A 24,455-nucleotide genomic window follows, 5' to 3' on the forward strand; every position below is an offset into this window, starting at 1 on the left:
ATATGTTCCAGCTTTCAAAACCTGAACGTCGGCGCTGGGTAATCGCTTTCGTGATTTTTCTGGCCACCGTATTCAACTATTTCGATAGACAGATATTGGCTGTTCTCAAGCCCATTCTCAAGGATGAATTCCATATGGGAGATGATGGCTATGCCTTGATCGTCAACATTTTTACGGTATGCTATGCACTGATGTATCCCGTTTCGGGCTGGTTGGTCGACCGTTTTGGTCCGCGCCTTATTATGTTGATGGGTATTTTGGGGTGGGCCACGGCCAGCATCGGTGGCGGATTGTCCCGGACATTCGGGCAGTTTGCCTTCTTCCGTGGTCTCCTGGGAATCTCTGAGCCTTCCAACTTCCCGGTGAAACTCCATGTCGCCACCGTGTGGTTTCCTCCGAAGCTGCGTGCTACTGCAAATAGTCTCTGCGAGGCGGGAAGTTCGATCGGCGCTATCCTTGCACCTCCCGTGGCCGCATGGCTTGCCATCACATTCAATTGGCATACCGTGTTTATCGTCGGTGGTATCGCCGGCCTTATCATCGCCCTGTTATGGCTGCTGGTATACCGCAACCCACCGAAAGACATTGCACAGGAAGCAACAGGCAGTGCGGTGATAGAAGAAAGTGTATCATTCAGCTGGGGGCAATTATGGACCAAGAGGAGTTTGTGGGGTGTGCTGTTGATCCGCTTTGTAAGTGATCCGCTTTGGTACTTCTGTCTCTTCTGGCTACCGGGCTATTTACAGGAAGAGTCGGGTCTGTCGCTGGTACAGATGGGTCTATTTGGCTGGATTCCGTTTTTAGTTGCCGATATCGGAGCGATATGTGCATCCGCTTGGTCAGACCGGATGGTAAAACGGGGAAAGGAACCCCTTCGTGCGCGAAGGATCATGATGACCTGTCTGGCTTGTGTTGCGCCATTGTGTGTATTGACACCTTACCTGCCCAATGCATTTGCCACACTCGCCATCTTTAGTTTGGTGGCCATCACCTGCCTGACCTGGTTATTCAATATCAATGTCGTCGTGGCCGAAGCCTTTCCGGTAAGAAATGTAGCGAGCGTACTCGGCATTGCCGGAGGTTTTGGTGCTGCAGGAGCTGTATTGCTCAATTACTTTGTGGGGCAATATATAGGTACACTTGGTGCGGAAAAGATCTTTATGGGTATGGCTGTTCTCCATCCTATCGCGGCAGTCTTGCTGTGGACGATGATAAAGAGAGAGAAACCGGAATAATAAATTTTAATAAGAATATAAAAATAAAAAAGAGCAATTAAGAAAATGAATAGTGTAAAAAGATTAGCGGACTACGACGTCATCGTCATAGGTGGAGGTCCGGGCGGTATTCCTGCAGCAATAGCATCAGCAAGGTCAGGAATGAAAACGCTGTTGGTAGAGCGAAATGCATTCCTTGGGGGGGTAGCGGCAACAGGTTTGCCGATACTGGCATTTTACGATCGTACAGGAAGACAGGTTGTCGGAGGAATAGGCGACGAGCTGATACAAAAACTTATTCCCCTTGGAGGCAGTTTCAGCGGTCATATCCCCTGTCCGATCCACAATTCGTTTACACCGGTCAACCCACATATGTTCAGAAATGTGGCCGTGGCAACCTGTAAAGAAGCGGGAGTCGATATGCTGTTTTCGACAGAAATCCAAGATGTCGTCGTGGAGAATGGCAAAGTCACAGGCGTAGTCCTCTTTTCAAGAAGTACCGTCATGGAAGTCAACTGTAAGGTTGTCATCGATGCAACGGGTGACGGAACGGCTGCCTATCTGGCGGGTGCCCTGTATGAGGTAGGTACGCCAAACGACAAAAATATACAGCCGGTATCGCTTGTTTTTAGCTTAGGGAATGTGGATATCGCTGAAATGCTGGCCTATATAAAAGAACATCCCGAAACCTTTACTACTCCTGATACTTATGGGGAGGGCATCGATTACACGTTGGATTATTTTCTCCATTCCGAATCCTTTTATTTTACCGGATTTTCCGAATTTATCGCTATGGCGAAAGCCAACGGCGACTTTGACGTGCCGAGAGACCGTGTTATCTTTGCGAAGCAACCTAATAAAAATGAAGTGGTTATCAATGCGACCCGGATGATCAATGTAGATCCTACAGATCCTGAAAGTTTAAGTCTTGCGGAGATCGAAGGTCACCGGCAGGTACAGGTCTTGCTCCAATTCTTTAAGAAATACTGCCCGGGCTTTAAAGACGCTTTTCTTGCCCATACCGCATCGGGGACTTATGCCCGAGAAAGCCGCAGGGTAGTCGGGATAAAAACGATAACAAAAGCCAATATCGACGAACTGCTTGTTCCCGACGATTCGATCGCACTGGCGGGATATAATGTAGATATACATCAATCCGGTGTAGGCCTTCATCTCTTGCCATCAGCACATGCCATCGGTATTCCGTATGGCTGTTTGGTTTCGAAAAATATCGAGGGTCTGTTGACAAGCGGAAGATGTATTTCCGTCGAACCTTATCCCTTTGGTCTGACGAGAGCCATGGCAACCTGCATGGCAATCGGTGAGGCTGCGGGTACTGCAGCTGCATGGGCCGTAAAAAATAACACTCCTCTGGCCGAGATCGATGTCAGAGAACTACGGAATATATTGGAAGCGAATGGAGCGATTGTTTCGACAACAGCTTCCGACCTGAATCAGCAAAAAGTGGAGAAAGTTATGTCTTTAAGTTAAAAGGGAATGCTATTGTTATCCTGGCTTTTATTTGTCTTATTCCCTTACAACCAAGGAACCGATACGGATTCAAACATCGGACCGGATCAGGGCAAGGCTGCGGTTCAGTCTTCTTCCATCCAGGAAATCATACTCATCGGGGAGGATAGATTGATTATTCTCGATTATTCGAAAACGACAGCAAGCCATAAACACATTGTCTGGCAACTTAAAACATCCGAGCTAAGCGGCCTCCCCGCCGCTTTTCACAAGTATTTCAGGAAGCTGGATGATGCCAAGTCCGTAGACAAGAATCGAAAGCTATTGATCAGCTCTTCGGGTGGAGGAATTGCGCTGATCGACCGGAAGACAAAAAAATGTCTTTTTTATGCTAAGGCTCCGAATGCGCATTCCATCGCCTATCTCCCCGGTGGCCGTATAGCCGCCGCGTTGTCGACAGCAAAAGGGGGTGATCGGATTGAACTCTATGATCCCCGGCGATCAAAACGTCCATTATTTACCGACTCGCTCTACTCGGGCCATGGATTAAGCTGGAATAAGGAACGTCAGCTGCTGTATGCACTGGGGTTTGACAAGCTGCGCGCTTATGCTTTAAAGAACTGGTCAAGCCGCTCGCCCGAATTGGTCCTGGAGCAGGAATGGAAGTTGCCTACAACCGGCGGACATGATTTATTTGCTCCTTCCGCAGATAAGCTCCTGCTGTCGACCAACAGGGCCGTGTGGGAGTTTGATATCGATGCAGCTCGCTTCAGTCCTTTTGCTCCACTCGCGAAAGAACGGTTGGTCAAGTCTATCTACTATAATGAGCGTACCCAGGAAATTGTGTACACGAAAGGAGAAGTCAGATGGTGGACACATCAGATTCATTTCCTGAATCCGGATAAAGTTATTCCCATACCGGAATTGAACCTGTACAAGGTCAGGGTGATAACGAGATAGCTTTTATCGCAACAGTTGGAGCGCCTCCGTATCTTTATACTTGGTGGCCTCTGCTTTTAGCAGCTTCTTCATCCTCTCGACCTCCTTTTTATACTTCGGATCGTCATACACATTCTTCAACTCCGAAGGATCGCTTTGCAGGTCATAAAACTCCCATCCGTCAACTCTTTTATAAAAACGGATCAGTTTATACCTTCCGTCGCTGACTCCAAAATGCGGGGAGACGGCATGTTCTCCATTTTCATAATAATGGTAATAAGCTGCTTTCCGTATATCTTTCTTTTCACCTTTCCATAAAGGTAAGATAGACTGCCCCTGCATATCTTTCGGTACAGCCACACCGGCCAGTTCCAAAAACGTCGGTGCTAAGTCTATATTCATCACCATATTGTCTATTGTCGAATGCGGCCTGATAACACCCGGAAGCTTGGCAATCATGGGTGTGCGGAACGATTCCTCGTACATCCAGCGCTTATCAAACCATCCATGTTCGCCCATATAAAATCCCTGATCGGAAAGGTACAGCACCAAGGTATTGTCTTCCAGATTGTTTTCTTCCAGGTAATCCAGCACCCGACCGATATTTCGGTCCATCGATTCTGCCGTATTCAGGTAATCGATCATGTACCGCTTATATTTCCATTCAGCCAGGGCTTTTCCAGAAAGATTTTTCTGTTTTAATTCTTCATAAATCGGCCGGTAGTAATCGACGTAGGCTTGGAACTGGGCATCTGTCATCCGTTTGAAGTTACCACTCTTTCTCATCTGTTCCACCGAATCATACATCTTTAAGTCGTAGCCCATCCGCAGATGCTTGGCAATACTCATTTCCTGCTGGGCAGCAGCAGGTCTCCCTTCATAGTTGTCATAGAAGGTTGCCGGAAGAGTAAACTCTTTATCATCGTTTTTGCCGAAATCCTGCGGATCGGGCATCCATGTCCGGTGTGTCGCCTTATGTCCGATGACGATGCAAAACGGATCATCATGATGTGTCTTCAGCCACGTTAAGGCTTTGTCAGTGACGACATCGGAAACATAGCCCTCCGAACGTACGGTACCTTGCGGACTGATAAAGTCCGAATTGAAATAATGTCCTTGGCCAACGAGGATATCGTAATCGGTAACCCCCTGCAGGTTGTTGCCTAAATGAATTTTGCCGATCCAGGCTGTTTTATAGCCATTTTTTGTCAGCTGTTTGAGAAAAGTATCCTGTCCGTGATCAAAATTGGATGTCTCATTATCTTTAAAGCCATTGATGTGGCTATATTTCCCCGTCAATAAGGTTGCACGACTGGGGCCACAGATGGAGTTCGTCACATAGGCCCGGTTAAACACCGCACCTCCATTCGCTATGCGGTCTATCTGAGGGGTATGGCCAGTCGTCGAACCATAAGCACCGATGGTCTGATAGGCGTGATCGTCCGAAATGATGATAACGATATTCGGTCGCTTTTGTGCACTGACTGCACTCCACAATAAAAGAAAACAAAACGTATACGTCAGGTGGGTAAGTCTCTTCATAAAAACAAATATAGAATTTTCGGCACAAGTGGTCGACACAAATTTCGTATGTTTTCCTCTATTAAAATGTTTTCAATGGCTGAGGAGACCTGCCTGCCGGTAGGCAGGGAACGATAAATCCATTTTATATGCAGGCGTAATTATATTGCATATAAAAATGTATTTATCTAAGTTTGAATCATGAATAGATATTTCTTCCTCCTATTTATAGCGATTGTGATCACTACGCTAAGGGTATCTGCACAACGCAAAGGCTACTGGCAACAAAAAGTAGACTACAAAATGTATATCGATGTCGACGAAAAAGCCTATCAATATACGGGCAAAATGACCTTGAAATACACCAATAACTCCGGTCGTCCTTTATCAAAGGTGTACTTCCATCTGTATTTTAACGCCTTCCAGCCGGGCAGCATGATGGACTACCGGTTGGCTCATATTGCCGACCCGGACAAGCGGATGATTGTCAATACCGGGACGGAGGAAAAGCCGGTCTGGATCAGCAAGATCGCTTCGCTGACACCCGAGCAGATCGGCTATCAAAAGATAGAGATACTCACCTACAATGGACTGAACACTTCTTTCAAAGTCGACGGTACCCTGATGGAAGTAACTTTGCCCCATCCCATCGGTGATGGCGACGAGGCGGTCTTCGAGATGACCTGGCGGGCCCAGGTGCCCGAGCAGATACGTCGGAGCGGCCGCAACTCTCAAGAAGGTGTGGCCTTGTCTATGGCACAATGGTACCCCAAGATGGCTCATTTCGACGAGTTTGGCTGGCATCTTGACGAATATATTGCCCGGGAGTTTATCGCTCCTTTTGGCGATTTTGATGTAACGATCAATATACATAAGGATTATGTCATCGGTGCATCGGGCGTACTGCAAAACCCACAGGCTGTCAAAGGTTACGACAAACGGGCAAAGGTTCAGGCGACGAACAATAAGGTATCGTGGCACTATATCGCCAAAAACATCCATGACTTCGCTTGGGCTGCGGATCCCAAATTTGTTGTCGACTCGGCAAAAACCGAAAGAGGGGTAAGTATCTATACCGTATTCATCCCTTTGGGCAAGGAAAATACATCCAACTGGAAGCAGGCCTTAGGCTTAGCTACCGAATTTTTTGATTTTTGCGCGACGCGTTTTGGCCCCTATCCCTGGCCGACTTACACGATTGTGCAGGGAGGTGATGGTGGCATGGAGTACGGTACCGCCACATTAGTTACGGGCAATAGAAATATTAGAAGCCTCGTGGGCGTGATTTTTCATGAGGCAGCCCATTCCTGGTATCAGCAGCTTTTTGGTATCAACGAAACCGTCGACGAGTGGTTTGACGAGGGTTTTACCTCGTATGTGGCCGAACTGGGGATGCAGCATCTTTTTCACAAAAAGGGTGGGGTGGCAACCAATCCGACAATAGATGCCTATCGTGCGTATTATAAGTTGGCGTTGTCGGACAAGGAAGAGCCTATGAGTTTATTGGCGGACTATTACCATACCAACTATGGCTACAGCAATGAGGCATACAACAAAGGAGCTGTGCTGGTCGAGCAGTTGGGTTATATCATCGGCCGGGAAAACCTGGAGCAGACATTTTTAACCTTCTATGACTTGTGGAAATTCAAACATCCTACGCCGAACGACTTCAAACGTGTGGCGGAGGAGGTTTCGGGCATCAACCTGAAATGGTATTTTAACCTGTTTATCAACACGACACGAAAGATTGATTATGCGGTAACGGATGTGACGGATAGCGCGATTACGATTACAAATAAGTCCAACTTCCCGATGCCCCTTGATGTGCTGGTGGAGTATGCAGACGGCTCCAAAGAGCTTTTTTATATTCCGCTGCGCGAAATGCGGGGGGAGAAACCTGCAGAAAACTATACGCTATACGAGGGGGTGAAGCGCACGACGTTAGAAGACTGGTTCTGGACGAAGCCGACGTATACTTTTCCGGTGCGCAAAAAAGTAAGCCGGGTACAGCTCGACCCGACACAACGTCTGGCGGATGTGGAATCGGGGAATAATGCTTACGAAAGATAATAATATAGACTACACGAGCGTGCTTCAATTAACAAAGGCAGCCTCTATTTGTGACACCTTTGTTAATTGAAGTACGACTATCTACCAAGGCATAGAAAATGTCTTCACATAACTGAAGCACTTGATCGCTTCTATAACCCCTTCTTTGATACCTAAGCCCGAGTCTTTAATACCACCGAATGGTGAACATTCGATGCGGTATCCCGGTACTTCATTGATATTCACTGTTCCGGTTTTCAGTTCTTTGATAAATCGTATCGCATACGCCATATTATTGGTCACTATACCCGAAGATAGGCCAAAATCTGTGGCATTGGCCAGGGCGATTGCATCATCGATATCCTTAAACGATAGAATAGGGGCTAACGGACCAAATGACTCCTTAACGATCATCTCGGCATCGCGGGGCACATCGTCGATGACTGTAGGTTCAAGCAAGGCTCCCGTACGCTTGCCGCCCAACAGTACTTTGGCACCTTGGGCAACAGCTTTCTGCACAACACTCTCCAAATGGGTAGCCGCAGCTTCATCGATAACCGTACCGACCTTTGTTTCTGGATCAGCGGGATCTCCACAGTTGTATTCCTTGGCTTTTTCGACGAATCGTGTGACAAATTCATCTTTGATCTTCTCGTGTACGAGGATACGCTTCACAGCTGTACAGCGTTGTCCGCTATTGCGGAATGAACCCTCGGCTGCTAAAAGTACAGCCTTGTCCATATCGGCATCTTCCATAATGATCAACGGTGAATTGCCACCGAGCTCAAGGATTACTTTTTTGTAACCGGCAGTGGAGGCAATGCGCTTTCCAACGGCCACACTGCCCGTGAATGATACAATATCAATGCGTGGATCCTTCACCAGGGCTTCGGCTACATCGGCCGTTTTGCCGAGGAGGACACTCAGCATGCTCTTGGGTAGTCCTGCTTCGTAAAACAGCTCCGTAATCTTGACCGCCGACAGCGGTGTTTTTTCGGATGGTTTCAGGATTACCGGGGTACCTGCAGCGAGGGCCGGGGCAATCTTGTGCAGGACTTGGTTCAACGGATGGTTGAACGGCGTGATACAGGCTGCCAGATTGAGTGGCTCCCTTTGCGTGAATATCTTGCGGGCTTTGCCCTGTGGTGATATGTCACAGGAGAATATCTGTCCATCATCTTTTAGGCATTCCGAAGCGGCAAAAAAGAGTACATCGTGTGCTCTTCCGGTTTCGTAGTGGGCCTCACGTATGGCCAGCCCGGCTTCAGCACAGATGGTTTGCGCAAATTCTTCCTTACGTTCCAGCAAGAGCTTGCGCACATTGTCCAAGATCTGATAGCGCTCGTATCGGGTGAGCGACACCTTATTTTCCAAGGCTTGTTTAATTGCATTCTGGGTATCTTCGGCACTAGCCATGGTCACAGTCCCCACAAGCCTGTTGTCGTAGGGGCTGTGTACCTCCAATACTTGTGATGCGTGTATCGGTGTCCCGGCGACGTAACTGGTCGCCTGGATCACTTCTGTGGATATTTCTGTCATGATATATGCGTATTAATGTGTTCCGTTTACGGTAAAGTCAAAAATGTCAAAGTTGCGCGGATCGCCGGCCGCTTTGATACGGTATTCGCTATTCAATGAATGCGAGATAACCATGGGCACCATTTCCTCATAGCGTCCGCCGTGTGAACGCAGCGTACCGTCAAGGGCTGCCAGGTTATGGTACTGTGGACGGCGACCGACGACTACATCCCGGCCGGATAGGACAACGAGGTCACCGGTACGGTCTTCGGGCTGTTCCAGATTGCGCACGGCAGATAGTCTGTCGTGGACTTCGGTGATACCCGGTTGTAGGGACAGCCACGTTTTGATCTCTTCGAGGCGGGATTTGTCGTCTACATGGACAACGACGTAAGAGCCGAGTGCGCCGTGATGTTTGACATAAGGATCTGTGATCGGGCAGATCACTCTAAAGCCTGAGCCAAACTGCTGTTCCAGCATATCTTCTACGTACAATACGTTGGGCGATCCATCGGATTTTATCTTGGCGTTCATGCCGTGGTCTGCTGTGGCGCCGATCACAGCGCCCAGCTCCAACATCTTGCCTATTTCTTTGTCCATCTCTTCGTAAAAAGCCAAGGACTCTTCTGTATCGGGCGCATAGGTGTGCTGCATGTAATCTGTCAACGACAGGTACAGAAAATCGGCCAAGCCCTGTTGTATCAATGTTGTTCCTGCCCGAAGTACGAATAAGCTAGCTTCGGGACTGTAAATAATCGGTGTGTGATAGCCTACTTTTGCTTCTACATCATCGATGCCATGTGTTTCTATCTTGGCCTGGTTTGCTTTTTCTGCCGAAATGGCAATACCCGTAAGCTTATGGGACAGTATATCACGTAGTTTTTCCTTGGCGGTCACGACGGCCACTTTGCGGCCCGCATTGGCGGCGGCAGCGAGCAGGTTCTCGGCACGCAGGTACTCCGCGGAGTTCATCATTACTTCCTCATCTTTGGTGGTATCGTAAAAGAAATTACCGCAGATACCGTGAACGGCAGGAGATACACCCGTCACGATGGAGGAGTTATTGACATTGGTAAAAGAAGGCAAAGCGCCCCGTACCATCCCCCGGTAACCGGTTTTGCTCATGTGCGTCAGCGCTTTCAGGCGGCCATGTGCCGCGGTGACATCAAGATATTCATCGGCTGATCCGTCGATACAGATGACGACGATGGGTTTGTTGGACGGACGATACGTTTTTCCGTTTGCTTGAAAACTGTTGGTTGAAATTGTATTCATGTATTTTTTATGTTTAACGTTTTTGTATTCCATGTATGAAGAAAGCACACAGCATATCCATGTGCGAACTATCTTTTTATATTGGGGATGATCTCTTTCTTTGTATAGCCTACAAAGGATATGACGATGGTACATATGAGCGAGATGACTGCAATCGCCAAGAAGACATAAGATGTGTTTTTGGTGAGGTCAAGGATCTTGCCCAATATGGGTTCGCCCATCGCCGCAAACAGGTAAGCGCTCATGTTCATGATACCAATGCCGGTACCTGTGTACTTGCGACCCAATAGGTCGGGACTCATCGGCCAGAAATTGGCCTGCACACCGTAGGCAAAGAAACCGGCACAAAACATCAATATGCTGTTGAGCACGATATGATGGGAATGGGTGAAGAAGATCAGTAGGGCAACAATGGCGCTGGCTGTCATACCAACCGCAATGGATCGTGGCCTGTTGCCTTTGAAGACACTGTCGGACAGATTGCCAAAGGTCAATGCACCAATTGCCATACCTATGGGCATCAGCAAGGTGACCCATAGACTGTTTGGGGAGATTTTCCAATTTTCACCCAGAAAATGCACCGGTGCCCAGAAAATCAACCCATAGCGCGCCATATTCTGAAAACCTATGGCGAGAGAAGCAATCATGAATTTGCGGTTACTGAGTACAGTTTTGTATCGATCCTTCCAAGATGTTTCGGCATCATCTTCGCCATGTTCTACGGTATCGGGATAACCCTTGTCACTGGGCTTATCACGAGCCACAATGGCAAAAATAATAGCAGCGACCAAGAGCAGAAGGACGGGCAAACGAAACAAGTAGCGCCAAGATTGATCCTGATGGAGCAGCAGTATAGAGAGCAGATAGGTGACTGCCGATGAACTGCCGGCAGCCATGGTATAAAATCCGAAAGCCTTGCCCCGTTCTTCAGGGCGCCACCAGTTAGAAATGAGCCGGCTGCCCGGTGCCCATGCCATCGACTGGAAATAGCCGTTCAGCGCCCACAGCACCAAGACTACCGATACATCTGTCGCATAGCTGATTCCAATATTGGCACCGATCGATAAGAACGCGCCAAGCGGCACCATGCGCCGGGCACCAAAATGATCCGCGAGATTGCCATTGATCAGCTGCCCGATTGCATATCCGATCAGCATGGAAAAGCTGATCCAGCCGATGGTGGTGTACGATATGTGCAATTCGGCGGCCATATCTTTCGCCGCCCAACCGAAATTGTGACGCCCGGTGTAAAAGAACAGGTAACAAAACATCGTTACCAACAACATGAGCCATTGATCTTTTCTGAAATTCTTCATATCCATTTCAATTAGTGTTGTTTATATGCGGATGCCCACACGCAGTGGCTTATGAGCAACGGCATATTCAAAAGCCTGTTCGGCATCTTTTAAATCGAACTCTTTTTCGACCACTGTGTCAAAAGGGTATTTCTGCCAACTCTTCTCCAGAAAATCCAGGGCATATTTGAAATCATCAAAATTATAATTATGAACCCCCTTGATCGTATGGAGGTTACGGATAACTTGTTCGGCATCGATCTCAATCTTTCGGCTTTTGAATACAGCGCCTACCCACACCGCCGTGCCGCCTATGCCCAATACCTCCATCCCCAATTCCATCGCATCGGGCGAACCACTCATATCGAACACCACGTCTATACCTTTTTTTGTAAACTGCTGTTTCAACGCCTGAATGTCTTCTGCATTAGATTTGCGCAGATTGAGACCATAGTCTGCTCCAAAATGTTGAGCGTGAAGCAACCGGTCGTCTGCAATATCCGCAGCACCAACCCATGTAGCACCTGCTTCGCGGCACATAGCGAGACAGGCAACACCCAATAATCCCATACCAAAGACCAAGACATTTTTGCCCGTAAGATCGCCGGCTACACGTAAGGAAGCGGCCACCGTAGAGATGGCACAGTTTAAGGTTGCTGCGATCGGCAACGGTAGTGTTGCAGGTAATTTTAACACCCCCGTATTGCGACGCAATACGCAATATTCGGCCAACCCTCCGTGGAAAGCATCCCCGTCGGTGATCTTTGCATGGCCATATTTGAAGAGGTCATCGCCTTTTTGGGGTATACCCTCTTTTGCGAGGACCGATTGCGGATTGCTGGAAAAAATAGACCAGGTAACGGTATCACCGACGTGGAGTGCCCGGCCATTGTCGTCCACACCGGTATGTGCGGCATCTATTTCGACAATCTCGCCCACAATTTCATGCCCCAGCACGGTAGGACATGCTTCCTGCCGTACACCACAATAGGTGTGCATATCGCTGCCACAAAGGGTGGTATAACGGTTTTTAACTAATATCTCTCCGGTTCTCAAAGCGGGAAGAGGGTGCTCTTCCGCAACCAGGTGCTGACCACTCCCGTTGAATGCTATAAGTGTTCCTTTTCTCATTGTTTGTTTTTAAATCATAGTTGCATTTTCATTGTTACTTTTTAAATCATACGTCCCATAAAGGGGTCGGTATACGTTTCCTCGCCAGTCTCGATATGTCCCGCAAAACGCTGTTCAAATATGTCGAAACCGGTTATGCGAACGGTAAAATCATACCATCCGAAACTTTTTTCGAGCGGCAGTACGACGCTTAGATTTCCCGGCCTCATGTCTTTTGATGGGATCTTCTTTTGGATAGTTCCGGTGTTATAGGCGTTGTCCTTTATCTGTACCGTATACCCCTCCCCCTTGCGCAGGCTTTTTATACGTACGACGAGATTGCCCGTAGGCTTCCCTGATGCAGGGTTACGTTCATCGCTGACATTAACTGTAATATCCGGATCCTTGACATTTCCTATAAATTCACGATAAAATCCATTAGGGGCATAGACACGGAGGTGATAGGTCTGATCTTCAAATGAGCCGATCGACCATTTATCGCTGATAAGATCGCCGGGAGTAACGGCATAATTCCAGCTCCGGGCGGTCTCAAAATTATTTTTTGAAGTCTCTTCCCTGTATTTGCCGGGGACATAGATTTTAAAAGGTGCACCTGCCGCCTTTTTGCCAAACACTTCATTGCCCGCACCGAGATGGATTTCAAAGGCTTTTTTATCGGGGCTCAATTTACCGGCGACCTGCAATTGATATGGCAGCGCACAGGCCGTACGTATTCCCCGCTCTTGCTTGGACATAAAAGGGATAGATAAATCTGTCACTTCTCTAAATCCGGAAGGCACATCTTTAAACTGTGCTTTGTGTATGCTTTCGATCTGGCTATTTCGGGACAAAAAATCAATCTTAGGTTTCTTAGCATCGGGATGGTAAGGCCTGAATACCGACGTTAAATCACCGCAGACTGTCCTCCGCCATTCGCTGATGTTATGACATTTTATATCTTTTCCTGTCTTCTGGCTGAGAAAGCCCTCCAGAAATTGTAAAGTAGATGTATGGTCAAAAACCTGTGAGCAGACTTTTCCGCCCCGGCTCCATGGCGAAGCAACAACCATGGGCACCCGATAACCCAAACCAATGGGGGCTTGCCGGGCATACTTTTTTGCAACACCTGCTTTTAACTCATCTTCGAGCCGGACAAATTCCGTATCCACATCTATTCCTCGAGATGTTTTGCCCGAATCAGGATGTATGGGTGATGGGGGTTCGAAGGGCGGAATATGATCAAAATATCCATCATTCTCGTCATAGGTCAAGATGAATATTGTCTTTTTCCAAACTTCGGGGTTCTTAGTGAGGATATCCAGTATTTCCGATACATACCAGGCTCCGTACCAGGGCGAGCTCGGGTGGTCTGAAAATTTAGCCGGACCAACTAACCACGATACCGTAGGCAACGTGCCGTTATTGACATCTGTGCGGAACTGGTGCAATACATCGCCTTTTGGGACTTCGACAGTGTACTGTTGACCGTCATCCTCATACACCAAAGAGTCCAGTTTATCGTAATCTGGATCGTTTTTATTGATTGTAAAGGCCTTGTGGTAGAGATTCTTTTCTTCTGGAGACAGCTTCTCAAAATTCGCCGCGGTGTATTTCTTTATGTCTTCATACGCCTTGTCCAGTACTTCCTGCTTCACCTGTATGGTTTGTTGAATTTTTCTATATTGATCGGAATCGCTACTCAGCTTGCCTAATTTGGACTGAAATGCGGCTATTTCGTCGGGAAGTTTATGTATTTGGGCTTTTATGCTACGGATGTACCGCGCATTGAACTGTACATGATAACGGGAAAAATATTCGATGACATTACAGTCGTAGTTGGCCAGCCAAGATTTTTCTTCTCCCTTATACCCTCCTCCTGTGCTCAGATCATTCTGATAGATCCGCCAAGAGATCTGGTTTTTCTCCAGGACTTCGGGGAACACCTCCCATTGGAGTCCTCCCCTCGTAACATCCGGATTGCGGATATGTGCCTGATTCTCATGTCCGGGTTGTTCACGTATCGCACCGGACATGAGGTAAAGCCTATTCGGAAAGGTGCTGGTATTGACCGAACAAAAGTTATGGTCACAAACCGTAAAGGCATCCGCAAAAGCATAATTAAAAGGGATGTCCTGTCGATTGTAATAGCCCATAGTTAAAGGAAGATCTGCATATTCTTTTTTCCGGCGGGATTTCTTTGCTTCCAGCCATTGGTTATGCTTACCACCGTTGCCCGCATCGACCTGATCGTGCCTGCCGTGCGGCAAGGCACCCATCCAGGTTGCTTTACTGCCTTTTATATCTAGGCGGAACGGTGCATATGTCTTTCCTATCGCATTACTTTGCAACCAGACCGGATTGCCATTGGGCAGACTTATGGCCCGAGGGTCGTTAAATCCACGCACACCTTGCAACGTGCCAAAACAATGGTCAAACGAACGGTTTTCCTGCATCAGAATAACAACATGTTCGGCGTCCAAGTAAGTACTTCCGGGCTGGGGGTCGATAGCTAAAGCCCGTTGGACAGAAGCAGGCAAAAAGGTTGACAATCCCGCTGCACCCGACAGCAGTAATGATTTTTTGATGAATTCTCTACGTGTATTTTCCATGCTTGAGAATGTTGGTTTATATCGTCTTATGCATTCTTGAATTGCTGTTACAAATATATGTTTATTTTCACATTATGAAAATTAAATTTTTTTTGTTTTTTCATGAATTCATTGTAATATTCTGAATATCAATGTTAATATTAATAAAACACATCCTTAACATCAAAATAATATAAGTTTATTTTTTTTGCATTATGAAAAAAAGTATTTATGTTTGTCTTACTAAACAGTTAGAATTATAAACAATTGTGATTACGATAAATTATCAAATTTTGATCGAGACAGTTGCCTTGACGCTGTAAATGAAGAAAGGGGGATAGTAAGAGCAATCCCTGGAAAGATTATTTTCCCTCAGAGGTTCGTCTAAATCTCTTTGCGTCATCAAATATCAGATGGAAACGTCAAAAAGAAAAGGAGGTAACGTATATGTAAAGTGGAATTATAATGTATGAATAAGTGTCAAGCATAAAATAGGGATGCTGTGAACACCCCTATTATTTAGCTACTAAAGTAACTCATTTAAATTATCAATCAATTTAAACAATGCAAAGGTATAAATTACGCACGAATTCTCACTTTCTTATGCGAATAAAGAAAGGTTTAGGATTATTTTATCTATCTATTGTATTCGGCACATGTGTCAATACGGGATTGGCACGCAGCCAACCGCTGAGCCTTGCCGCTTCAAAAAGCAAAGCGGCCAAATCGACTGCGACGTTGAAGAATAGTACTTTCAGGCCCCATCAACAAGTAAAGACATTAAAGGGTAAGGTAAGCGATGAGCGCGGCAAGCCGCTGCCGGGAGTGACAATACGTGTAGTCTCTACCGGCGTACAGGCTATCACCGATGGATCGGGCAACTTTTCTATCCGAGCTACGGAAGGAGATTACCTAACCTTCACAATGTTAGGATATGAAACGCTTATTCAACAAGTGGGAAGTAGCTTGGAATACACGATAGAAATGACTCCTATTTCTACGGCGATCGAAGAAGTTACGGTCAATATAGGTTACGGAACAGTGGACAAAAGTGACCTGACAGGGTCGGTAGCACAAGTCAACATGGAGGATCTAAGCAAAGCACCTGTTGCTTCATTTGATGAGGCGTTGGCAGGGCGCGTTGCCGGTGTGCAGGTCTCCGCCAACGAAGGACAGCCCGGAACGGAAATGAATATTGTCATTCGAGGCGGAAATTCTCTTACGCAGAGTAATGACCCCCTATATGTTATTGATGGGTTTCCCATTGAAGATCCGGGTGCCGCGGTGATCAACCCCGGTGACATCGAATCCATCAGTATCCTAAAAGACGCTTCAGCAACCGCTATTTACGGATCAAGAGGGGCCAATGGCGTGGTGATTATTGAGTCTAAGAAAGGACAGATCGGCCGGCCGGTTATCCGATACGATGGCTCCATTGGATTTCAACAGGTCACAAACAAGATGGAAATGATGTCTCCCTATGATTTTGTGAAATATCAACTTGAAATGAACCCGGAAGTTAGCCCGATCGTATATTTAACGCGTCCCGGACGTACGTTGGAAGATTACCGGAACCTTCCTGGAGTTAATTGGCAGGACTTGATGTTCCGACAATCGCCGATGCATAACCACAACTTGTCTGTCACTGGGGGAACAAAAGAAACACGCTATCGGATAGCAGCTTCGCTGTTTGATCGTGAAGGAATTGTTGTTAATTCGGGCTATGGACGTGCGCAAGCTCGGATTGGATTGGATCAGACGGTGACGAATAAATTGACCGTGGGTTTGCAATTCAATTATTCCAGGGACAAAAACTATGGAAGTTTGTCGTCTGCATCACAGGGAGTGTCCACGGGTTATTCTACCTATATGTTATATCGGATATGGGGATACAGACCGATCACAGGTGTAGGGAGCGCTGCCGATTTAGTAGATGAAATAATGGATGATGAGGGTCTTGTGTCTTTTGCCGATGCACGTGTTAACCCGGTAATGTCAGCGGAAAACGAGATACGTGAACAGTCAAGAAATACACTTATCGGAAATGCATATGTGAAGTACAAAATTACGGATGATCTCGAACTGGATATTCGGGGAGGGGTCAACTCCAGGTGGGTCAAAGATGAAGAGTTCTATAATTCCCGGACCGCTCGAGGATATCCGAGTCTGAGTAACTTCAAGGGCGTGAATGGGATATTTGGACAGGTTGAGCGAACGGATTGGATGAATGAAAATACCTTAACGTATAAAAAGCGAACAGCAAATAAGCGCCATTCCATCAATGCGGTTGTTGGAATGACTATGCAAGCACGGGATCAGTCTCGATACGGTTACGAGGCATATGAGTTACTAAATGAAAACTTAGGGCTAAGCGGGATGGATAATGGTGAGCCCGGCCCACTGGATGCGCTCCACACTGGTCATACCTTGGTTTCTTTTCTGACACGTGGAAACTACAGTTATCGCTCTAAATATTTGGTGACAGCTACATTCCGAGCAGATGGCTCATCGAAATTCTCGCCCCAGAACAGATGGGGATATTTCCCTTCCATGGGCTTGGCATGGCGGATTTCCCGGGAGAAGTTTATGAAGTCATTACCGCTGTTTTCAGATGCTAAATTCAGATTTAGTTATGGGGAAACCGGAAATAACAGAATTGGGGATTTTGTACGGTTTTCCTCCTTAAGCACGGATTATCCCCGATACTACCCTTTTAATAATACGCCTACGGCCTCAGTTAATACGAATCGATTTGGTAACGAAAACCTGAGATGGGAAACAACAAAACAGACTGACATTGGACTGGATTTAGCACTATTCAAAAACAAACTGAATTTAACCGTCGATGTATATCGTAAAAATACACACGACTTATTGTTAAATGCAAACGTGCCCTATAGTTCGGGCTATTCTACGATCTACAAAAATATCGGATTGATACGGAATGAGGGTCTCGAGATCTCCTTGAGCACAACAAACCTGAAGAAGAAACATTTCATATGGACGACGGATTTCAATATCAGCTTTAATAGAAACAAAGTATTGGGGTTGACGGACGATGAAGAACAGATACTCTCCGACGTGAGCTGGACATCAACCTACAATAGCCAACCCTTGTATATGGCTAAGCTGGGCGGCAGTGCAGCTTCGTTTATTGGATACGTGTGGGATGGGGTGTATCAATATTCGGATTTTAATGTATTGCTAAATGGGACGTACGTGCTGAAGAATGGCGTACCGACCAATGGACTGGATCGTGAAGCCATACAGCCGGGAGATATGAAATACGTGGATATCAACGATGATGGAATTATGAACGAGCAGGATATCGTGGAGATTGGCCGGGGAATTCCGGTTCATATCGGTGGATTTAATAACAACTTTAGCTATAAGGGGTTTAGCCTGAATGTCTTTTTCCAATGGTCCTATGGCAATGATATCTTCAATACCAATCGAATTATGTTTGAAGGGAATTCAGAAGGCAGAGGACATTTGAATCAATACGCTTCCTATGTCGATCGTTGGTCGCCCGACAATCAAGATAGTCGAAATTATCGTGCCGGTGGGCAAGGTCCCCGGGGAGTTTATTCCTCCAAATATGTTGAAGATGGGTCTTATCTGCGCCTAAAGACAGTGGCTTTGTCGTACAACTTGTCTCAATCTCTTGTGGGAAAATTAAAAATGAACGGTTTGGAACTCTATGCTTCGGCCCAGAATCTATATACCTGGACAAATTATTCGGGCATGGATCCTGAGGTATCCGTCAGGCATTCGACGCTCACACCAGGGTTTGATTATTCAGCCTATCCAATGGCAAAAACCTTAGTGTTTGGTGTCAAGGCTAAATTTTAATGGTATTGATAGATAGTGGGGTAACACACCGATAAAATTGTGAAAAAATGAAAAAAGAACTTATATATATCGTTGTACTGGGATTAACACTGCTAACATCGTGCGATAAATTCCTCGATGTAGTGCCCAAGGATTTTGTCAGTCCGGAAAACTATTTTCAGACTGAAGAAGAGGCCAATTTCGCTTTGGCCGGCATTTATTCAACCTTGACACAAAATGCGACCTATGCCTCTTACATGTTGGGGCGAATGGGATTGGAAGGAGACGAGTCGTGGAATCACTATACGGGAGATCGTTTTACTGTTGCAGACAATAATTACGGACCCAACGAATCTCGAATATTGGCGAATTGGCGGGAATGGTATGGGGGTATAAACCGTGCCAATATCTTTCTGGAGAACATTGACCGGGTCGCTATGGATGAGGCCAAGAAGCAGAGTATGATTGGTGAAGCACTGTTTTTACGGGCCTATTTCTACCTCATGTTGGTGAATCGATTTGGTGATGTTCCTCTTATTTTGGAAAGTATAAAAACGAGTGATGTGGAGAGTCTTCAAATACCACAGACGCCAGCAAAACAGATTTATGACAAAATATTAGCGGATATGGAAGAGGCAGCCGAAATGGTGGACGATATAACAGCTATTGGATATGGCGGACGCGTCAGCAAATCTGCTATCTGGGGTATCATGGCCAGAACGTGTCTCTATGTTGCGGGGAATCCAATCAACGATGTATCTCGATACAAGGAAGCTAGAGATTGGGCAGAAAAAGTAATAGAAACAGGTGTACACCGTCTGAACCCCTCTTTCCCACAGATATTTATCAACCATGTACAAGATATATATGATATTGAGGAAAGCATATGGGAAGTGGAATTCTGGGGGAATGGTACGGGTATATATGCCAATTTAGGGGGGTATGTAGGACGGAACAACGGAATAGGTAACACGGAAGATCCAACAGTGGGGTATGCCGTAGGAGCAACCCGTATCGCCCGACCGTTGTATTTCAAATTTACATCCGATGATCTCCGCAGAGATTGGGCAATCGCACCTTTCCGCTATGTCGGAAAGGAAAAGGCAGATACTGTATATTGGGAACCGAGCCAACTCTACCAGCGGTACTGTGGCAAGTGGCGGCGGATATATGAATTAATCTTACCTCGCTCAACCACCCGGACAGCAACGAATTTTCCCTTGTTGCGGTATTCTGACGTATTACTCATGTTTGCAGAAGCTGAAAATGAAGTGCATGGTGAACCTACAGATGCCGCTTACGAAGCGGTGAATCAGGTGAAGCGAAGAGCTTATGGATACGACCAATACACATCCAATCCGACTATCGATGAGGCCGATCTGTCTTACCAGGAATTTTTAGAATATATTCAAGACGAACGGTCACGAGAATTGGCATTTGAGGGGTTACGGAAAAGTGACCTGGTCCGATGGGGGATTTATGTCCGAAATATGCAGTATGTCGCACAGGATGTCGCACCGATATCCGGGGATTTTTATGACTTCCCGAGGAGAACTTTCGGATCGGTAACCGAACGGCATACCCTTTGGCCGATCCCGACCTATGAACTCGGGCTGAATCCTCATTTGGTACAAAATCCCGGCTGGTAACAGTGACAGCAGTATGTTAAGTTAAAATAAAGTCAATCATACATAAGAGTAAATTAGACATGAAAGAATTATTTAAAAAATATCTCCCGATATTGTGCATACTTTGCACTGTCGTGTCGTGTAAGGATATGCCAGAAAGCTTCTTGACCAATACAAGTGAATTGCCTATGGATGTCGAAGAAAAACCTGGAGCTTTGGAGTTTAATGTAACCGTTGATCCCAGTAGTCTGTTGAAAGTAGGTGAGAAGGTCACCTTTCAGTTCACCGGGAATGCCGAGGTCATTGCGTTTTATTCCGGTACTTTTGGCAACGCTTATGCGTATCGGGATCAGGATCGGTTTTATGACGTTGGTGCTAGCTTAAGTTTTCAATCGTCCAAGTCGCCCAGCTCCTCAAACACCCAACCCAATTGGGAACCCGCTGAATTATTCTATTCTACAGATTTCAATGGTGATAGAAGTAGCCCAAACGCTTATACTAATGTGAAGGCCGCGACATGGCTACCTCTTACAGACCGCTTCGAATTACCAAGAGGTACGCCTCAGGGCCTTGCAGCCTATGTCAATTCGGGTATGGAAGATATATCTGACATTTTTGAAGGCGGTGGACCTGTTTATTTGGCTTGGCACTGCACCACTCAGGCAGCATCCAATCGGGTACAATTTAATGTGATCGAATCAAGCATTCAAGGGATTGTGACCGACAATCCCACGTTGTCTACCGAACTGTATAATCAAAGTCAACTTAATTTTCAATGGGTGTTAAATCCGGCAGCAGCGAATCAGGGATCGCGTCTACCCGATGAGTATACGTCTGCTACAGTACTACAATGGGACGGTGTGTATAATAATCTTTCGGGGCCATTTAAAGAAGGATATGCTATTAGTGAACCGCTTGAGTTGCCTCAATTTAATGCCGGCCGGGACACACCGATGTCCATCGTCGGACGATGGAATAACAAAACGATGAAGCATACCTTTACCTACGACAAGGCTGGTGAATATGAAGTCGCCTTTATTGCTTCCCACCTCGGCTCGGAACAGGAGATTATCAAGACAATAACCATCAATATTGAAGAATAAGAATAAAAATAAAGCTATGAAAGCAAATTATATATTAGTTTCCCTGTTTATCAGTTGTACCTGGTTTTCTTGTGAGAAAACAACAGTGCCTAAGGCTCCCGAATTTGATGCAAAGGTTCCTTCCTCTATTTATAAAGTTGGGGATAGTATCATTTTTAATCTGGAGGGAAACCCCGACGTCATTACCTTCTATTCGGGAGAAAACGGTGCAGCTTACTCATTTAAAGGCCAAGAAAGGGTGTATGCAGCAACAACAGGACTCTCGTTTTATAGCGCGATGTACGCGGGAGATAATCCGGAATGTGCAGCGTTGAAATATTCTACTGACTATACCGGTGTATATACACCGGAAGCGATACGTCAAGCGACTTGGGTGGATATTACGGATCGGTTTCATATTCCTCCCATTAATGGTACGGCGGCTGTGTTGGAGCCATCAGGTGAAAAGGATATATCCGATATATTTCCAGATGAAACGACACCGGTTTATTTTGCTTGGTTCTTTACAACGAACGAGAATTCTGGTCGTACACGTTTCCAGATTAGAGATTTTGAGGTAAAAGGCATAGTCACGGACGATCCAGACGTGTCGGGCGTTACCTATGATTTTCTTTCTTGTGGATTTCAAATGATTAAAGGTGAGGGTTTCGAAATCCAGGATCATGAAACCACGACTCCCCGGGTCACCGAAGCAATGATCCTATGGGATGGCGTATTTGCAAATACTTCGTTTAAGGAGGGATGGGCTGTTTCCCTTCCGATTTATCCCACAACTGAAGTCAATCTTGGCAGAGATTATGGTGTTGGTATTAAATCAGCCTTGGATGCAAGACTTTTAAGTCATGGCTATGTCTATCGGAAACCAGGAAATTATAGGGTTACATTTGTCGCAGCCGATGCCAATGCATACGGGAAAAGTGAAGTAGTCAAACATATCGATATTACAGTTATACCATAAAGAGAATATATATGAAACACAATAGTTTTATTTTAAGCTGCCTCTGTTTGTTTCTCTGTGTCGGAGGGGCCTGTACTAAGACACAACAGCCTAAAGGCGAATCAGATACTTCAATGGAAGAGGCGACCACAATTCGGTTAGCAACTTACAATATCCGATCAAATTTCGGATCAGACACGCAGGATTGGGACACCCGGTTAGCATCCTTGGATGCGTTATTCCAAAAGTATAATTTTGACATTATCGGTGTTCAAGAGCCTTACCAGCGCCAAATCGATGATTTGATGGAATTATATGGAGATACCTATGACTATTATGTGGTCAATACCGGCAATGTCGTCGGGGGCGGTGTGTCACATAGTAATCCTGTCTTTTGGCGAAAATCCCGTTTCACGTTACAGGATAAAGGTGTTTTTTGGTTTTCTACGACACCTGAAGTGGAGGGTTCCGTCAGTTGGGATGCCTCTCAGGCACGAAACTGTGTTTGGGTAAAGTTATATGACAACGAATATAAACTTTCCCTCTTCGTCTTCAATGTACACTTTGATCATGAAAGTACAGTAGCCAGGAATAATAGTGCCGGTCTATTAGTCGATAAAGTGAAAGCGATAGCTGGCGCACATTTAACCCTTTGTACAGGCGATTTTAATACAAACCAGAATACAACTGCATTTGCTACCTTAACGACAAGTGATGTGCTAATAGATACACATCCGATTGCAGAAAAAATGGTAAATGATGACTATAAGACGAATCATGGGTATACCGTCATCCCACCTGAGGAGGGTAGTTTACGCATTGATCATGTATTGATTTCCAAGTTATTTCCAAAAAAGGTTAAGCTATGGCAGTGCGTTATTGATAACTTTAATGGAAATTGGGCCTCAGACCACTATCCTGTTTTCATTGATCTTGATCTGAACTAATATCCATCCTGAGCAAAATATATAGACTATGAATAGAAGATTTTTTATCAGAAATACCTCATTGATCGCCGCTGCTGCAGCGACCTTAGATGTACCTGTGTTAGGTGCCAAGACCGAGGTTGAACAATTTAATACCTCGGCCAATATACGATTTGGAATCTGTACTGATTTGCATTATGACATCATGCCGGACGGACTGGATCGGATTAAAGCATTTGTATCTACCATGAATGCTGAAAAAGCTGACTTCATTATCCAAATGGGGGATTTTTGCAAGTGTTATGACTACAATCGTCCCTTACTTGATGAATGGAACAAATTTAATGGGCCACGTTACCACGTTATAGGCAATCACGATATGGATGGTGGATTTACCGAGGAGCAGGTTGTGGAGTTCTGGAAGTCAGACGGCAGGTATTATTCGTTCGATGTCAAGGGTTATCATTTTATTATCCTCGATGGCAATGAAGGTAAGCGTACGGATTGTCGGAGATACCCGTCTACCTTATCGAATACACAGTTAGCTTGGTTGGAGAAAGATTTGGATCAGACTTCATTACCAGTCATTGTCTTTATACATCAGGGACTGGACAGCGATTCTGGTGTACAGAACGCGACCAAAGTCCGGTATATATTACAAGAAGCTAATATAAAATATGGGCGGCAGAAAGTACATGTTGTTTTTTCCGGTCACCATCATAAGGATTATCATAATGTCATCAATGGAATCCATTATATTCAGATCAACAGTATGTCGAATCATTTTCTAGGGAAGAATTATAAGGCAGCATCTTATCCGCCGGATATCCTCACCAAATATCCGAAACTATGGGAGGTAACTCCATATCGTGATCCGTTATGGGCTAAGATTGATATTGCGCCAGACGGCACATTTACACTGATTGGTCAAAAATCTACGTTTATTGGCCCTTCTCCAAAGGAGCGAGGCGTATCGCGATTTAAAGATATTTATCCTGCTGTTCCCTATGTCTCTGATCGAAAGTTTAATTTATTATTCACCTAACGACTT

The 24,455-nt window shown here is 45.8% G+C and carries 16 protein-coding genes; 10 read left to right on the plus strand and 6 right to left on the minus strand.

Features of this window, described 5'->3' with window-relative positions:
• Positions 1–2 precede the first annotated feature (2 nt).
• Genes G5B30_RS14960 through G5B30_RS14970 form a run of 3 tightly spaced genes read left to right on the plus strand, consistent with a single transcriptional unit; the run spans position 3 to position 3,644 of the window.
• A complete protein-coding gene (locus G5B30_RS14960; protein ID WP_165320810.1) occupies positions 3–1,235 on the plus strand; it encodes an MFS transporter in 1,233 nt (410 codons plus the stop codon).
• Positions 1,236–1,280: 45 nt separating this feature from the next.
• On the plus strand, positions 1,281–2,705 hold the full coding sequence (locus G5B30_RS14965) for an FAD-dependent oxidoreductase (RefSeq protein ID WP_165320811.1): 1,425 nt from the start codon (positions 1,281–1,283) through the stop codon (positions 2,703–2,705).
• A 6-nt stretch (positions 2,706–2,711) separates the two neighbouring features.
• Positions 2,712–3,644, plus strand: a complete 933-nt coding sequence (locus G5B30_RS14970; RefSeq protein WP_165320812.1) for a DUF6528 family protein — start codon at positions 2,712–2,714, stop codon at positions 3,642–3,644.
• Positions 3,645–3,647: 3 nt separating this feature from the next.
• Here G5B30_RS14970 and G5B30_RS14975 read toward each other — a convergent pair whose 3' ends face one another.
• Positions 3,648–5,165, minus strand: coding sequence for a sulfatase (locus G5B30_RS14975; protein ID WP_165320813.1), 1,518 nt, complete (start codon positions 5,163–5,165; stop codon positions 3,648–3,650).
• Between the two features lie 180 nt (positions 5,166–5,345).
• Here G5B30_RS14975 and G5B30_RS14980 point away from each other — a divergent pair, with 180 nt between their 5' ends.
• Positions 5,346–7,214, plus strand: coding sequence for a M1 family metallopeptidase (locus tag G5B30_RS14980; protein WP_165320814.1), 1,869 nt, complete (start codon positions 5,346–5,348; stop codon positions 7,212–7,214).
• A gap of 81 nt (positions 7,215–7,295) precedes the next feature.
• Here the strand turns inward: G5B30_RS14980 and phnY are convergent, their stop codons facing one another.
• The 5 genes from phnY to G5B30_RS15005 form a co-directional block, all read right to left on the minus strand.
• Positions 7,296–8,732, minus strand: coding sequence for a phosphonoacetaldehyde dehydrogenase (phnY, locus tag G5B30_RS14985; protein ID WP_165320815.1), 1,437 nt, complete (start codon positions 8,730–8,732; stop codon positions 7,296–7,298).
• 12 nt (positions 8,733–8,744) lie between these two features.
• Positions 8,745–9,986 carry a phosphonoacetate hydrolase gene (gene phnA, locus G5B30_RS14990; protein ID WP_165320816.1) on the minus strand — a complete coding sequence of 414 codons (1,242 nt, stop codon included), beginning with the start codon at positions 9,984–9,986 and terminating at the stop codon, positions 8,745–8,747.
• 68 nt (positions 9,987–10,054) lie between these two features.
• Positions 10,055–11,308, minus strand: coding sequence for an MFS transporter (locus G5B30_RS14995; protein ID WP_317164353.1), 1,254 nt, complete (start codon positions 11,306–11,308; stop codon positions 10,055–10,057).
• Positions 11,309–11,323: 15 nt separating this feature from the next.
• Positions 11,324–12,412, minus strand: a complete 1,089-nt coding sequence (locus tag G5B30_RS15000) for a zinc-binding dehydrogenase (protein ID WP_165320817.1) — start codon at positions 12,410–12,412, stop codon at positions 11,324–11,326.
• Positions 12,413–12,453: 41 nt separating this feature from the next.
• Positions 12,454–15,000: a phosphocholine-specific phospholipase C gene (locus tag G5B30_RS15005; protein WP_165320818.1), complete on the minus strand. Its 2,547-nt coding sequence runs from the start codon at positions 14,998–15,000 to the stop codon at positions 12,454–12,456.
• Between the two features lie 543 nt (positions 15,001–15,543).
• Here G5B30_RS15005 and G5B30_RS15010 point away from each other — a divergent pair.
• The 6 genes from G5B30_RS15010 to G5B30_RS15035 are packed head-to-tail and all read left to right on the plus strand — an operon-like array spanning position 15,544 to position 24,449.
• Positions 15,544–18,831, plus strand: a complete 3,288-nt coding sequence (locus G5B30_RS15010) for a SusC/RagA family TonB-linked outer membrane protein (protein WP_240903232.1) — start codon at positions 15,544–15,546, stop codon at positions 18,829–18,831.
• A gap of 47 nt (positions 18,832–18,878) precedes the next feature.
• Positions 18,879–20,459: a RagB/SusD family nutrient uptake outer membrane protein gene (locus G5B30_RS15015; RefSeq protein WP_165320820.1), complete on the plus strand. Its 1,581-nt coding sequence runs from the start codon at positions 18,879–18,881 to the stop codon at positions 20,457–20,459.
• Positions 20,460–20,518: 59 nt separating this feature from the next.
• Positions 20,519–21,541 (plus strand): DUF5017 domain-containing protein, encoded by a 1,023-nt coding sequence (locus G5B30_RS15020; RefSeq protein WP_165320821.1) that lies wholly within the window; start codon positions 20,519–20,521, stop codon positions 21,539–21,541.
• 16 nt (positions 21,542–21,557) lie between these two features.
• Positions 21,558–22,499 (plus strand): DUF5017 domain-containing protein, encoded by a 942-nt coding sequence (locus G5B30_RS15025; RefSeq protein WP_165320822.1) that lies wholly within the window; start codon positions 21,558–21,560, stop codon positions 22,497–22,499.
• A gap of 11 nt (positions 22,500–22,510) precedes the next feature.
• A complete protein-coding gene (locus G5B30_RS15030; RefSeq protein ID WP_165320823.1) occupies positions 22,511–23,425 on the plus strand; it encodes an endonuclease/exonuclease/phosphatase family protein in 915 nt (304 codons plus the stop codon).
• 28 nt (positions 23,426–23,453) lie between these two features.
• Positions 23,454–24,449, plus strand: coding sequence for a metallophosphoesterase family protein (locus G5B30_RS15035; protein ID WP_165320824.1), 996 nt, complete (start codon positions 23,454–23,456; stop codon positions 24,447–24,449).
• Positions 24,450–24,455: the final 6 nt, after the last annotated feature.

Origin of the sequence: Sphingobacterium sp. SGG-5 (genome assembly GCF_011043525.1) — a bacterium.
Classification (GTDB): Bacteria; Bacteroidota; Bacteroidia; order Sphingobacteriales; family Sphingobacteriaceae; genus Sphingobacterium.